This is a genomic window from Rhodopirellula sp. UH5 (assembly GCF_056839225.1).
Window position 1 is genome coordinate 5,078,065 of sequence record NZ_CM166390.1, and the last position, 13,819, is coordinate 5,091,883.

Genomic DNA, 13,819 nt, shown 5'->3' on the forward strand with positions numbered 1-13,819 from the left:
GTTCACTCTGCACCGCATCGTTTAACGAGTGTGATTTGATTGCCCGTGTCGTTGAACCACATTTGGTCCACGAAGCTGGCGATCAACAGCAGGCCCTGTTTGTCGCCTTGTCCCACCCCGTCGGCGCTGGCCGCGAGGGAACTGGCATCGAGTTCACCGGCTTGCGGCACGTGGGAGGTGTCGAACCCAGGGCCTTGGTCGGAGATGACGATGCGAATGGCGTGTTCGGATGCGGTGGCTTCCACGTGAGTCAGCCGACTTTTGTAGGGTTCCTGCGACAACCGTCTTTTCATCGCGTCGTTGATCAGGCCTTCGCGAGCAACTTGACCATGGGATGGTTGTTGGTCACGAGGAACTTCCAAGTTGCCATGCAGCATGGCGTTGGTCAAAGCGTGTTCCACGGCGACGCCCAGTCGCACCATTTCGATGCTGGGTAGCAGTTCCATCCCCGCGCTGACCTGCATCAGCAAGCCCACCAACGGCGAGATCAATTCGGGATCGGATGGCAGGTCAAACACGAAGACGTTCTTTTTCAACGTTGAAATCAGTTTCGCGTAGGACGCGTCGCTGCGGATGACCCCCAGCACATCGACGATGGTGTCGTTGAGTAAATCGGACATCCGGGTTTTCGGGACGTAACCGGCGGCCCCGCGACGCAGGGCTTCGGCCGCCAGTTCTTCGCTGCCGTGGCTGGTGACCAAAATGCTGGGGATGTGCGAGAAGTTGGCTCGCATGTTCTCGACCAGCTGAAGTCCATTGATTTCGGGCATTTCCAAGTCGGTGATGACCAAGTCGGGAGCTTGAGTCTTGAGATGCGTGAGCCCGAGTTGTCCATTGGCCACGTGAACGACTTCGTGGTTGGCTGCCTGAAGCAGCATCGTCATTTCGACCGCCTGGGTTGCACTGTCCTCGACGAGTAAGATCTTGGCCATCGCATCTACCTCTTTCATATTGAGCAAGCAGGACAGGCGTGGTTCAGGTGAGCGAACCACCCCTAATCTTACGGCCAATGGTGGAGACCGTGTGCTATCCCCTTCAAAATTGTCGCTGGAGCGAGCTGAATGACCCTCTACTATTCTTCCGGATCGGAAACCACTTCGCTGACGACAGAGGATCTTCGTGACGCTCTGAAGCAGACGTTGGAAGCAATCAAGCGGCCCGAACGCGTGCTGTTGTTGCCTCCCGACGCAACGCGATTGTTCAGCCGGGCGGGGGAACTGACGGTGCTGTGTCATGAATTGTTGGGCGACCGGGTCAAGGACATCATGCCCGCCCTCGGCACACACACGCCGATGAAGCCGCACCAATTGGATCACATGTTCCCCGGCGTGCCTCACGAGTTGTTCCGCCCGCACCGTTGGCGAGAGGACGTGGTGGAGCTAGGCCAAGTGCCAGCGGAATACGTCAGCGAAGTCACTGGTGGCGTTTACACCCAAAGCTGGCCCGCGCAAGTCAATCGCATGTTGCGAGATGGAGGTCACGATTTGATCTTTTCGTTGGGGCAAGTCGTTCCCCATGAAGTCATTGGGATGGCGAACTACAACAAGAACGTGTTCGTTGGCACCGGCGGCGTTGCAGGCATCAACGAAAGTCACTACCTCAGCGCGATGGTTGGGATTGATGAGACGCTGGGAATCGCCGACACGCCTCTGCGAAAGATTTTGAACTACGCCTCGGACCATTTCTGCGATGACATGCCGCTGCTGTACGCGTTGACCGTGATCCAGCAAATGAAGGACGGGACCAAGCACACGCGAGGTCTGTACATCGGCGACGATCACGAGACGTTCTTCCGGGCAGCCGAGTTGGCTCGCAAGGTCAACATCACGCATCTGCCGAAGGCACCCAAGCATGTCGTCGCCTACTTGGACCCAGACGAATTCAAAAGCACTTGGTTGGGCAACAAGGCGATCTATCGGACACGCAAAGCGATCGCGACGGGGGGTCGGTTGACGGTCATTGGTCCCGCCGTGGAAGAGTTCGGCGAAGACCCTCGCATCGACCAGCTGATTCGCAAGTACGGCTATCGCACCAAAGCCGAGGTGATGCAGTTGGTGGCCGAAAACGAAGATTTGGCCGGCGATCCCTCCGCAGCGGCTCACCTGGTTCATGGCTCACCGGAGAACCGATTCGAAGTCGTTTACGCGGCTGGAAAACTGAGCGATGAAGAGATCGCCTCGGTCGGGTTCACTCCGGGTGACCTGGAGGCGTTGATGAAACGCTACGACGTTCACTCGTTGCAGGATGGTTTCCACACGGACGTCGATGGATCCGAGTTTTACTTCGTGCAGAATCCCGCGTTGGGATTGTGGGAAGCCCCGCTGAACTGACGCACTCGCCGCGCAGAGGTGGTTGTTGCAGAAGGACGAGAAGGTGCCCGCCATGTTCCCAACCAGGGTGAAGAGATGGTGTCACGCGATGCGAAGCCTTGGGATTCGACCCGAGGCTGGGTTTGCATCCCATGCCTCCAAGTCGCGGAGCGACGGCATTCGAACAGCCTTGGGGGTTTCAACCCAAGGGGCAACCGTGCCAAAAAAATCGCCCTAAGCAGTTCGGCAGGAGTCGTTCATCATTTGGAATGTTTTGGGTAGCGTCGTTGCTCCCACGTGCAACCGAGGCGAATGCCCAAACGGCTCACATCGTTGCACCCGATCATTCCTGCCAACCTGCTTGGTCGCGGAGCGACGACAGTTGGTAGAGAACTTTCCGGGGGCCAACTCACTCGGTCGATTGCTCACGTTTACGGGCGGCAACCTGCTGCCCACGACGCGCAACGTCCAGGATGGTCTTCGAGAAATCGTCCCGGACCGGCTGGGTGACTTGTGGCAAACGAGCGGCGATGTCCAGCATCGCCGATGGGTTGCGTTCACTCGCTTCGCTGACCTGGGCGATGAACTGCGCCGTCTGCTCAAAGTTGCTGTCGGCGGAACGCCCGATGATGGGGCTCATCGTTCGAGCGATCAAATCGATGCCCAGGCTATCGAGTTGCACGAAGCAATCCAGGGTTCCTGAGACTCGTGTGCGTCCGTCTTCGCCAACGGTGTACGTGGACTCCAGCACGAACACACCTTTGCCGCGAATTTCGGTTGGCGTCATTTTGCCATCGTAAGAACCATCGACCACAAAGATGTGTTTGTTGGCATCGCCGTAGACCAGATCGACTCGGCAAAGCGTGCCCACGCCGTCGCTGGCGTCCAGTTGATAAGGGCCGGTCCGAGTGGATTGGACTTGGGTGATTCCCATCAAATCCCACAGCCCCACCAGGACGTCGGGATTGCGAGTCAAGAACAGGAACATGTCCCGGTCGCAGGGAATGATTTGCGATGGCAGACGTCGAAACAGAGTTGGCTTTTCGGCGATTCCCAGAATGCGCTGCTTGGCTTCGACCGTCAGGCGATCCATCGGCAACGCATCGAGAATGTCCTGTCGATGCGCCGTGGATCCCACGCGAGGTGGACCGGATGTCGGCAGCAGCGAGAATCGACGCGGCGACGAATCCACGGGGGATTGCGCTGACACGGCGCCGCAGACCAGCGTCAGCAACATCGCGCCCATGATGTGCTTGCAACGATTGCGACCAGCCATTTGTCTGGCCGCAACTCGGTCCGGCGAAGTCACCCGGGCATCGGTTCGCACGCGGGCTCCGATGGGAGAACAACCCGTGGCGCTGGCCGCCAGGCTGTCTCGGACCAGGGTGTCTCGCGATGATGTGACCGTTTGGTCATGGCGCATTGCAATCCCGGTGCCAGTTCTCACTCGCACCACCCCCGCTGGAATCGGCTGCGATCAAGAAAAACCCGATGGATTTTCCTGTCGCGAAAAAGATCGCTCGTGTGAGCGACCGTCCAAAATGACCCCCGGTCGACGTGTGTCAGTTCCACCAAAACTCACGGCGGACCGGTGCTGTTGACGACCCGCAAGCGTTTCGTCACCGCACTCATTGTTTCGGTTGTGACGGTGGCACGACGTGAGAAAAAGAAGCCTCGGTGGGATGTTCTGGGTGGGGGGATCGGGGCCTGGTCGCGAAAAACAGGGGTTTTCATCGGTCCCCTTCGCGAAATTGGGTTGCTGCCCGATACTTGGTCGCTGAAATCGACCCCACTCAACACCCCCTCGGAGTTTCCCGGCAGATGGCCAAGAAAACCATTGACCAAATCGACGTTCAAGACAAAACCGTCCTCATGCGAGTCGACTTCAACGTGCCGTTGGACGAATCGCTGGCAATCACCGATGACCGTCGCATCCGCATGGCGCTGCCCAGCATCAAGAGCGTGATTGATCGTGGTGGCAAGGTGATTTTGATGAGCCACTTGGGGCGCCCGACCGGTGGCGAAGGCGACGAAAAGTATTCGCTTGCCCCGGCCGCGAAACGCTTGGGCGAGTTGCTCGGCAGCACCGTGCACTTCGCGACTGACACCGTTGGCGAAGACGCAACGGCCAAAGCAAAAGCATTGGCTGCTGGCGAGGTCTTGGTGCTGGAAAATTTGCGTTTCAATCCAGGCGAAAAGAAAGGCGATGCGGAGTTCGCAGGCAAGTTGGCTGCCATGGCCGACGCTTACTGCAACGATGCGTTCGGAACCTGTCACCGCAAAGACGCATCGATGGTCGCTGTCCCCGAAGCGATGGCCGGCAAGCCTCGCGTGGTCGGTCACTTGGTCGCCAAAGAAATTCAGTACCTCACCGATGCGATCAGCAATCCAGAGCGTCCTTTTGTTGCCATCCTGGGTGGTGCGAAAGTCAGCGACAAAATCAACGTGATCAACAACCTGTTGGGCATCTGCGACGCGGTCTTGATCGGCGGCGCGATGGCCTACACGTTCTCGTTGGCCAGTGGCGGCAAAGTCGGCAATTCGTTGGTCGAAGAGGACAAGGTCGAATTGGCGAAAGAGTTGATCGCCAAAGGCGGCGACAAGCTGCACCTGCCCGTCGACACGCACTGCGGGGATGACTTCGGGAACATCGCTGGCTGCAACAAGAAGGTGGTTGCTGCAGGTGAGATTCCAGACGACATGGAAGGTTTGGACATCGGTCCTGAAACCGCCAAGCTGTACGCCGATGTGATCAAGTCGGCCAAGACCATCGTTTGGAACGGCCCAATGGGCGTGTTCGAAAAACCACCGATGGACGCCGGCACCAAAGCGGTTGCTCAAGCGATTGCGGATGGCGACGCGGTCAGCATCATCGGTGGTGGTGACAGTGCCGCTGCCGTGGACCAACTCGGATTCGCCGACGACGTCAGCCACGTCAGCACCGGCGGTGGAGCCAGCTTGGCAATGTTGGAAGGCCAAGCCTTCGCAGCCGTCGATTTGCTCGACGAAGCCTGAGCAGAGAAGAGTTTTCAGGACGGTCCCTATGAAATGGGCCCGTTGGAGGTTTCAAGATCCCTTGTTCCCAGGCTCTGCCTGGGAACACACTGTCTTGGAGGCTCCGCCTCCCGCTTGTGTCTCAGCAGGCGGAGCCTGAAGTGCATGGCGTTGCCAGGCAGAGCCTGGCAACGAGAAAGAGCCCGGATGACGCGAGTCATCCGGTTTTGGCCCATTTGCGGCGGCGGCGGTGGGATTGCATTAAACTAGGCAGAACTTCGTGTTCTTCCCTCCCGTGCATTCTCCACCAGGAGCCCGCCAATGATGCCCCAAAACACCCGTTCGAACATTGCTTCGCCCGCTGCCACAGGCATTGCCCCTGAAAGCAAAACACCAACCCGTCGCCGCTTCCTCGGCACGGGTGCCGCTCTGACCGCCGGAGTCGCCGCCACGGCAGCGGCCCGTCCGATTCGCGGGGCGGAACCTGCCGAATCCGTCAGCAGTTCACCCAACTCCCACATTCGATTGGCGTTGGTGGGAGCCGGCGGCCGCGGAACGGGAGCGATCAACGATTCGCTCACCATCAACGACAATGTCTCACTCGCCGCGATCGCGGACTTGGAAGGCGACAAGCTTGGCAAGATCTGCGAGTCGCTCGCGAAACGGCATGGGGACAAGGTCGCCGTCGAGACCGCCAAGATGCACGGCGGCATCGATGCCTACAAGCGGATCCTCGATGATCCCGAAATTGACGTGGTGCTGTTCGCAACACCGCCGGGATTTCGGCCTCAGTATGTCCTGGATGCAGTTGACGCGGGAAAGCATGTTTTCGCCGAGAAACCGACCTGCGTCGATCCGGCCGGCTATCGCGTTTGCGTCGAAGCGAATGACAAAGCCATCGCCAACAAAACATCGATCGTGACCGGTACCCAGTATCGTCGGCAAACGAACTACGTCGAAGCGGTCAAACGACTGCACGATGGTGCGATTGGGGACATCATCTCGGCGACCTCGCGCTATTGCAGCAACGGGATTTGGAACAAGATTCGCAAGGAAGGCATGAGCGACACCCAGTACCAAATCTACAACTGGATGCATTTCATTTGGTTGTCCGGTGACCAGATTGCTGAGCAAGCCGTTCACAACATTGATGCGATCAACTGGATCATGGGCGGACCGCCTGAGTTGGCTTACGGCAGTGGTGGTCGTTTCACTCGTCCCGAAGGCAGTGAGATGTGGGACAGCATGAGCATCGACTACCTGTATCCCGGCAATCGAACCGTTTCGTTCAAGTGCCGCCAGATTCCCAATGCTCAAGGCGACAACTCCAATGTCATCTACGGCAGCAAAGGCATCTGCACGATCTACGGATTGAACCGCGGTGCTGAAATTCGCGACCACGACGGAAACGAAGTGTGGTCGATGGAAGGCGACATTGGTGCGGCCTACAAGCAAGAGCACAAGGACTTGGTCGATAGTGTTCGTGCCGGAAAACCAATTGTCGAGTTCAAAGAGACGGCGGACAGTTCATTGACCGCGGTGCTGGGGCGGATGGCTGCCTACACAGGCAAGCAAGTGACGTGGGACTTCGCTGTGAACGAATCGAAGTTGGATCTGTTCCCCGAGAACCTGGACATGAACGCGTCCCTTCCCGAGCCAGCCTTCGCGATCCCCGGCAAGACCAAGCTGGTCTGACCGAAAGTGGTAAAGGCTTCCAGCCTTTGATCAATGCTATATGCACCAAGTCCCCGGATTCAACAAGAATCCTGGGGGCTCGTGGAGCATCAAACGACGTGGCGAAAAAGATCAACCAAATGCCTCTATCGATTCAGAAAACCGTTCAACAACACCAAGCCAATTTCGGCACCTTTGGGCACCGATTTCCGCGAAGGAATGGAGGCTCGGTAGTTGCCGGGACGAGGTGCGTCGCGATGCGAGGGACCGCGATTGAAATCGCGTGAGTTGTCACGTGAACCTCGATGGGGATAGCTGATCGGTTTCTGTTGCACGTGGGGAACGGTGCGAGGAAGTGGCAGCGGCGTTCGACCGGGGAAGACCACCGAAGGAGTCGGTGGATAGGCCGGTGTCAAATAGCCGCTCCCGTGATGAACATCGCAGTTCAGCGCCGGGCGACCGGAAACGTAGGGCTGGACGTAGGCCATTTGCTGCTGAAGTGCTGCGAATGAACCCAACACATCCCCCCAGCAAGGCGTCAACGCTTGAGCGATGATGGGACATCCGGATCCAAAAACAGCTTGCTCGGTTCGGGCCTGCAGAAACTGGACGTCATTGAACTCCCGTGCCAATCGATCCGAACGATCTGGATGACGAGCGGCCGAACGAACATCGCTTGTTTGGTCTTCGAAGTCATCGATCAAACGCAGCACCGTGCGATCGATGGTTCGAACTCGCCGAGCCTCGTCCTCGAAGTGGCTGACCGCATCGCGGTAATGATCCGCAGCAATGTAAAGCGGCGAATCGTGTCCCGCTTGGGCGGTCTGTGGTCCGGCCAACACGGCAATCAAGGCGGCGAAGCAGGTGCCCGAGACGAAAGTCCAAAGTGAGCGTGTCATGTGTGGGAGTCCGAGTGATCCAGTGGGAGAAGCCGTCCGTGATCCATTCCCCGACATCCTCATCGAGATAACACTCCCTCATGCGAGTCGGATGCCAAACGCTTGGGTCGTATGTCAAGTTCGGGTCGCAAGTGGTTGATTGCAGACGACTTACGGAAATAGGTTCCCGCAGAACATCACCGTTCAGAAGGGCGTGTGTGTCATCGGAGTGATTTCGGTGTCGTCAGCCGGATCTCGCAAGGTGGTGCGGTTTTGATGGCGCTCGGTTTGCCGGCCTCGCAATTTGCACCTCATCGATCCTCGGAGCTACATTGGTGGCCACCCCGATGTCCCTGCCTCCGAGAGCTCCCTTTATGCGACATTTCACCTCCCGCTCCAACCCTTTTTCGCGACGATCTGATCGTCTGGAAACCGCTGCGATCCGCCTCTTCAGCGCCCGATTGTCGATCCTGCTTTGGACACTGGTCGTCACGCTCGCTTTCCTTTCCGGGGCGAAAACCAACGCCGAGGAAGCTCGGCCCAACGTGGTGCTGATTTTGGTCGATGACCTTGGCCTGCATGACATTGGAATCGAAGGCAGCAAATTTCACCAAACACCGCACATCGACGCACTTGCGAAACGTGGGATGCGGTTCACGGCGGGCTACGCGAATTGTCGCGTCTGCAGTCCTTCGCGAGCCAGCATTCAGCTGGGCCAGTTCACGGCCCGTCACGGAATCACCGACTGGATCGGTGCCGCATCCGGTGAGAAATTCAATCGCGGTGATGAGCTGCTGCCGGCTGAGTACGTTCATGAGCTACCTGCTGCAGATGTGACCTTGCCGGAAGCCCTTCGCGAAGCTGGTTATCAAACGTTCTTTGCCGGGAAGTGGCACCTGGGCGGCGACGATTCCATGCCGACCGATCACGGTTTCAATATCAACATCGGTGGTCACCATCGCGGCAGCCCTCCAGGCGGCTTCTTCGCACCCTACAACAACCCGGTGATGGAAAGCGGTCCCGATGGCGAATCGCTGACGCGTCGGTTGGGAGAAGAAACGGCTTCGTTCATTGAGGGCCAGGAAGACCAGCCGTACTTTGCGATGCTGTCTTTCTATGCCGTCCACGGTCCTATCCAAACCACGCAAGAACTGTGGCAAAAGTACCGGGAATCAGCACCTGCACCGCCGGCGGATGGCAACCGATTCATGATCGATCGCACGCTGCCCGTTCGTCAGATTCAAGACAACCCGGTGTACGCCGGGATGATGGAAACACTCGATGACGCGGTCGGCGACGTGATGGCGGCGATCGAAGCGTCCGGCAAAGCCAACAACACCCTGGTCATCTTCACCGGCGACAACGGCGGTGTCTCCTCGGGCGACGCCTACTCGACCAGCAACTTGCCCCACCGCGGCGGCAAGGGCCGACAATGGGAAGGCGGCCTGCGTGAGCCATACTACGTTTCAATGCCCGCAAGCATCGCTGCTGAATCGACCTGTGACGTGCCGGTGATTGGATCGGATCTGTATCCCACCATCCTGGACGTTTGCGATTTGCCTCTGCGTCCTCAGCAACACATCGACGGCCGGTCACTTGAAACCGTGTTGACCGACGGCGAAGACCAATCGCTGGAGCAACGATCGCTGATCTGGCACTACCCGCACTACGGCAACCAAGGTGGTGACCCATCGTCGGTGATCCGAACCGGTGATTACAAGCTGATTCACTACCACTTGGATTCACACGACGAGCTGTATCATTTGCCCACCGACATCGGCGAACAAAACGACCTCGCCGCGGAGCAACCAGAACGAGTCGCGTCGATGCGAAAGGAATTGCTGGCATACCTTGAATCGGTCAACGCAAAATTCCCTCAACCGGACGCCCGCTTCGATGCTGAAAAGGCCAAGCAGCGTTGGGCTCGCGCCCACGGCCCCAGCAAAGACCGATTGGAAAAACGCGAAGCGGCGATGCTGGAACCCAACTGGCAACCGAACAAGGACTGGTGGGGAAGCACGGTCGATTGAACGCCCGAGTTCTGCTCTCTCTGGATCCAACCATGCCACGCTGTGACCGCGAATGACGACCTGCGACTCCGCATCCAATTCGCGACACAGCCTCGATCATTTGCCGTGGTTGTTCTCGCCCGCGGTGGACTTGGCGACGTTTGGCGGCAGCGCTTTGGTTGCCTTGGCGATGCTGCCCATCGGTGCGGCGTTCGGATTCCTTCACGGCGAAACGCCCGGTTGGACCTGGGTTGCGACGATCTTGCTGATCGATGTCGCTCATGTTTATTCCACTGGATTCCGTGTTTACTTCGACGGGGCCGAACTTCGCCGACGACCTTGGTTGTATGGATTGACCCCAGTGTTGGCGTTTGCGATCGGGGGTGCGATCTACAGTGAAAGCGTGACGCTGTTTTGGAGCCTACTGGCGTACCTCGCGGTCTTTCATTTCATTCGGCAACAATACGGTTGGGTCGCGCTGTATCGTTCCCGTGAGCACGACGCTGAAAGCGTGGGGTGGTGGATCGATGCTTCTGCGATCTACCTGGCCACGCTGTACCCGCTGATCCACTGGCACGCCCATCTGCCGAGGCACTTTTGGTGGTTTGCCGAGGGTGACTTCATTCGGTTGCCGGCCGTTCTGGCGACGATTGCGTTGCCGATCTATTGGGCCAGCATGCTGGCCTACGCCGCTCGCAGTTTGCACCGAGGTTTCCGCCACGGAGCCTGGAATCCCGGCAAGGACATCGTGGTCCTGACGACGGCGGTGTGTTGGTACATCGGCATCATCACCTTCAATTCCGACTACGCGTTCACGGTGACCAACGTGATCATCCACGGCGTGCCCTACATGGTGCTGATCTACTGGTATCGTTGGTGCCGCATCGCCGAGACCTCCGAGAACACCTCTGGGTCGGAAGCCGGAAATGTGTCTGCTCATCCGTCTGGCCCGACCTCGCGATGGCAAACCAACGCCGGTCGAGTCGCTATGTTCCTGGGCGTGGTTTGGATGCTTGCCTACGCAGAAGAGTTGCTGTGGGACTTTGGTATCTGGCATGAACGCGGTTGGTTGTTTGCTTGGATGCCGGGTGGCTTTGCCGATTCCGCCGGCGAAACCCTGGCGGAAGCCTCCGTTTGGCTGGCCCCCGCCTTGGCGGTTCCCCAGATCACGCACTACGTTCTGGATGGGTTTCTTTGGCGACGCAGACAACGAGCATCTTCATGACGACGGCCGAACAGCAACGACTCGACGAAGACGAACGCCGCGAGAACAACTGGAAACGTTGGGGGCCGTACCTTTCCGAGCGCCAGTGGGGGACGGTTCGAGAGGATTACTCGGAGGGTGGTGAGTCGTGGAGTGATTTTCCTCACGAACACGCTCGCAGTCGCGCCTACCGTTGGGGCGAAGACGGGTTGCTCGGGTTCACGGACCGCCAATGTCGGCTGTGCTTTTCGATCGCATTGTGGAATGGCAACGACACGATTCTGAAAGAACGCCTGTTCGGTCTCACGGGCCCGGAAGGCAACCACGGCGAGGACGTCAAGGAACTTTATTACTACCTGGACTCGACGCCGACGCATTCCTACGCCAAGGCGATGTATCGCTACCCACAACAGCGATACCCGTATCGTGAATTGGTCAGCATCAACGCCAATCGTGGGCTGAAGGATCGCGAGTACGAACTGATCGACACAGGCTTGCTGGATGAAAATCGTTTCTTCGATGTGACGGCGACGTACGCGAAAGCGTCGGACAACGATTTGCTGATTGACATTGCGATCACCAATCAAGGTCCTGACGCTCACGAGATCACGCTGCTGCCAACGCTGTGGTTCCGCAACACCTGGGTTTGGGGTTGCTTGCACGAAGGCTGCACGGCAAAGCCGACCATTCAGGCGATCGATTCTCACATCGTTCAAACGCGACACGACACGCTGGAACCGTTTGTTTGTGCGTTTGAGAATCAACCGGACAGCGAGTTGCTGTTCACGGAAAACGAAACCAATTCCGAACACTTGTTCGGCACCGAGAACTTCTCGCCGTACACCAAAGACGCCTTCCATCGGTACGTCATCGACGAACAAACCGACGCGGTGAATCCCAAGCGACACGGCACCAAAGTCGCTGCGCTCTATCGCTGGAATTTGGCGGCGGGCGAAACGCGGCACGTCAAAGTTCGCTTGAGCGTGAAGGAAAAGGTCGGCGAGTTTCATCCGGACCTCGGCGACGACTTTGACAACGTCCTGACGCAACGACGTGAAGAAGCCAACGAGTTTTATCAAGCGATCATTCCGCCCAAGGCAACCGACGAGCAACGCTTGGTTTCGCGGCAAGCCTACGCGGGATTGATGTGGACGAAGCAGTTTTATCACTACATCGTCGCCGACTGGCTGGACGGCGATCGCGACGTGATGACGCCTCCGGTGGCGCGTCACAGCGGTCGCAACAAAGATTGGCGTCACCTGTACGCTCGCGATGTTTTGTCGATGCCCGACAAATGGGAATACCCTTGGTTCGCAGCGTGGGATCTGGCATTCCACATGATCCCGGCGGCTCGCATTGACCCGGCGTTTGCAAAGAAGCAGTTGATGGTGCTGCTGCGGGAATGGTACATGCATCCCAACGGGCAATTGCCGGCTTACGAGTTCTACTTTGATGACGTCAACCCGCCGGTGCATGCCTGGGCGTGTTTGCGAGTCTTCCAAATGGAAGCCGAGACCGGCAAACGCGACTACAAATTTCTCTCGCAAGCGTTCCAGCGTTTGCTGGTGAATTTCACTTGGTGGGTGAACCAGGTCGACAGCAACGGCGACAACGTTTTCGCGGGAGGGTTCCTGGGACTGGACAACATCGGCGTGTTCGATCGCAGCAAAGGGCTGCCCGAGGGAGCCGAACTGGAACAGGCCGACGGAACCGCGTGGATGGCGTTTTACTGCGGCACAATGATGTCGATGGCGCTCGAGTTGGCTCGCCATGATCGTTCGTATTCCGACATGGCGTCCAAGTTCCTGGATCACTTCATCCGCATCGTGGATGCCATGAATGGTGGCGAGAGCGGCGGGCTGTGGGACGAAGACGACGGTTTTTACTACGACCAGCTTCAGATCGACGGCGAGACTCATCCGATGCGAGTCAAATCGTTGGTCGGTTTGTTGCCTCTGATCGCGGTGGAGATTCTCGACGAGGACTTGCTGGCGGACTTGCCCGGATTCCGCAACCGCTTGGAATGGTTCCTGAACAATCGCCATGACTTGGTGCAACACATCACGTTTTGCCAGACGACCAAACGCCACCACCGAATGCTGATTTCCATTCCGACTCAAGAACGCTTGGAACGCGTCCTGGAGATCCTGCTCGATGAAGCGGAGTTCCTTTCCGACTTTGGGATTCGTTCTCTTTCCAAGAAACATGAAAGCGAACCGTTTCGCGTCACGGTCCGTGGGAAAGAACACACCGTTGCCTACGTGCCAGGCGAATCAGACAGCTGGATGTTTGGTGGCAACAGCAACTGGCGAGGGCCGATCTGGTTCCCGACCAGCTACCTGTTGATCGAAGCCCTGCAGCGGTACCACGAGTTCTACGGCGATGACATCCAAGTCGAATGCCCGACGGGATCGGGTGTGAAGATGAACCTTCGCGAAGTGGCGGATGAACTGAATCGCCGGATGTCGAATATTTTTTCCACGCCCGCAGAAGGCGGCTCTCGGCCCTGTCTGCGTGGCAGCGGGATGAAGAGCGACGAATCGTTGTGGCAGGACCAAGTCTTGTTTTACGAGTACTTCCATGGCGACACGGGCGAAGGCTTGGGCGCAAGTCACCAGACCGGCTGGACTGCGTTGATTGCAACCTGCATCGAGCATCTGCACGGCCGCATCACCGAAGGAGTCGAGTGAGCGACGACGCAGAAGAAACCGGTCTCAGAGATTCAAATGCTTTTGTGGCCGAACAAGTCGA

At 58.0% G+C, this 13,819-nt stretch carries 9 protein-coding genes; 6 read left to right on the forward strand and 3 right to left on the reverse strand.

Annotated features, from left to right (window positions below):
- Nucleotides 1-2: 2 nt before the first annotated feature.
- Complete coding sequence (locus UH5x_RS17875) at nucleotides 3-932, reverse strand: ATP-binding response regulator (RefSeq protein ID WP_236696597.1); 930 nt, start codon at nucleotides 930-932, stop codon at nucleotides 3-5.
- Nucleotides 933-1,061: 129 nt separating this feature from the next.
- Here UH5x_RS17875 and UH5x_RS17880 point away from each other — a divergent pair, with 129 nt between their 5' ends.
- Nucleotides 1,062-2,330 (forward strand): nickel-dependent putative hexonate epimerase, encoded by a 1,269-nt coding sequence (locus tag UH5x_RS17880; protein ID WP_482633218.1) that lies wholly within the window; start codon nucleotides 1,062-1,064, stop codon nucleotides 2,328-2,330.
- Between the two features lie 388 nt (nucleotides 2,331-2,718).
- Here UH5x_RS17880 and UH5x_RS17885 read toward each other — a convergent pair whose 3' ends face one another.
- Nucleotides 2,719-3,732: a hypothetical protein gene (locus tag UH5x_RS17885; RefSeq protein WP_482633219.1), complete on the reverse strand. Its 1,014-nt coding sequence runs from the start codon at nucleotides 3,730-3,732 to the stop codon at nucleotides 2,719-2,721.
- A 398-nt stretch (nucleotides 3,733-4,130) separates the two neighbouring features.
- Here UH5x_RS17885 and UH5x_RS17890 point away from each other — a divergent pair, with 398 nt between their 5' ends.
- Nucleotides 4,131-5,324 (forward strand): phosphoglycerate kinase, encoded by a 1,194-nt coding sequence (locus UH5x_RS17890; protein WP_047816589.1) that lies wholly within the window; start codon nucleotides 4,131-4,133, stop codon nucleotides 5,322-5,324.
- Between the two features lie 303 nt (nucleotides 5,325-5,627).
- Complete coding sequence (locus UH5x_RS17895) at nucleotides 5,628-6,998, forward strand: Gfo/Idh/MocA family protein (protein WP_482636015.1); 1,371 nt, start codon at nucleotides 5,628-5,630, stop codon at nucleotides 6,996-6,998.
- 125 nt (nucleotides 6,999-7,123) lie between these two features.
- Here UH5x_RS17895 and UH5x_RS17900 read toward each other — a convergent pair whose 3' ends face one another.
- Complete coding sequence (locus tag UH5x_RS17900) at nucleotides 7,124-7,876, reverse strand: hypothetical protein (protein WP_482633220.1); 753 nt, start codon at nucleotides 7,874-7,876, stop codon at nucleotides 7,124-7,126.
- A gap of 353 nt (nucleotides 7,877-8,229) precedes the next feature.
- Between UH5x_RS17900 and UH5x_RS17905 the strand changes: the two genes are divergently transcribed.
- From UH5x_RS17905 to UH5x_RS17915, 3 genes are read left to right on the forward strand one after another with little or no spacing between them, the layout of a single operon-like run.
- A complete protein-coding gene (locus tag UH5x_RS17905) occupies nucleotides 8,230-9,885 on the forward strand; it encodes a sulfatase (protein WP_482633221.1) in 1,656 nt (551 codons plus the stop codon).
- Between the two features lie 52 nt (nucleotides 9,886-9,937).
- Complete coding sequence (locus tag UH5x_RS17910) at nucleotides 9,938-11,089, forward strand: hypothetical protein (protein ID WP_482633222.1); 1,152 nt, start codon at nucleotides 9,938-9,940, stop codon at nucleotides 11,087-11,089.
- Complete coding sequence (locus tag UH5x_RS17915) at nucleotides 11,086-13,758, forward strand: MGH1-like glycoside hydrolase domain-containing protein (protein WP_047816591.1); 2,673 nt, start codon at nucleotides 11,086-11,088, stop codon at nucleotides 13,756-13,758. The genes UH5x_RS17910 and UH5x_RS17915 overlap by 4 nt, the downstream gene beginning before the upstream one ends.
- Nucleotides 13,759-13,819: the final 61 nt, after the last annotated feature.

Excerpts from the sequence above, each read along its gene's own strand:
- UH5x_RS17875 (WP_236696597.1), bottom strand. The coding sequence starts at position 932 with ATGGCCAAGATCTTACTCGTCGAGGACAGTGCAACCCAGGCGGTCGAA.
- UH5x_RS17880 (WP_482633218.1), top strand. The coding sequence starts at position 1,062 with ATGACCCTCTACTATTCTTCCGGATCGGAAACCACTTCGCTGACGACA.
- UH5x_RS17885 (WP_482633219.1), bottom strand. The coding sequence starts at position 3,732 with ATGCGCCATGACCAAACGGTCACATCATCGCGAGACACCCTGGTCCGA.
- UH5x_RS17890 (WP_047816589.1), top strand. The coding sequence starts at position 4,131 with ATGGCCAAGAAAACCATTGACCAAATCGACGTTCAAGACAAAACCGTC.
- UH5x_RS17895 (WP_482636015.1), top strand. The coding sequence starts at position 5,628 with ATGCCCCAAAACACCCGTTCGAACATTGCTTCGCCCGCTGCCACAGGC.
- UH5x_RS17900 (WP_482633220.1), bottom strand. The coding sequence starts at position 7,876 with ATGACACGCTCACTTTGGACTTTCGTCTCGGGCACCTGCTTCGCCGCC.
- UH5x_RS17905 (WP_482633221.1), top strand. The coding sequence starts at position 8,230 with ATGCGACATTTCACCTCCCGCTCCAACCCTTTTTCGCGACGATCTGAT.
- UH5x_RS17910 (WP_482633222.1), top strand. The coding sequence starts at position 9,938 with ATGACGACCTGCGACTCCGCATCCAATTCGCGACACAGCCTCGATCAT.
- UH5x_RS17915 (WP_047816591.1), top strand. The coding sequence starts at position 11,086 with ATGACGACGGCCGAACAGCAACGACTCGACGAAGACGAACGCCGCGAG.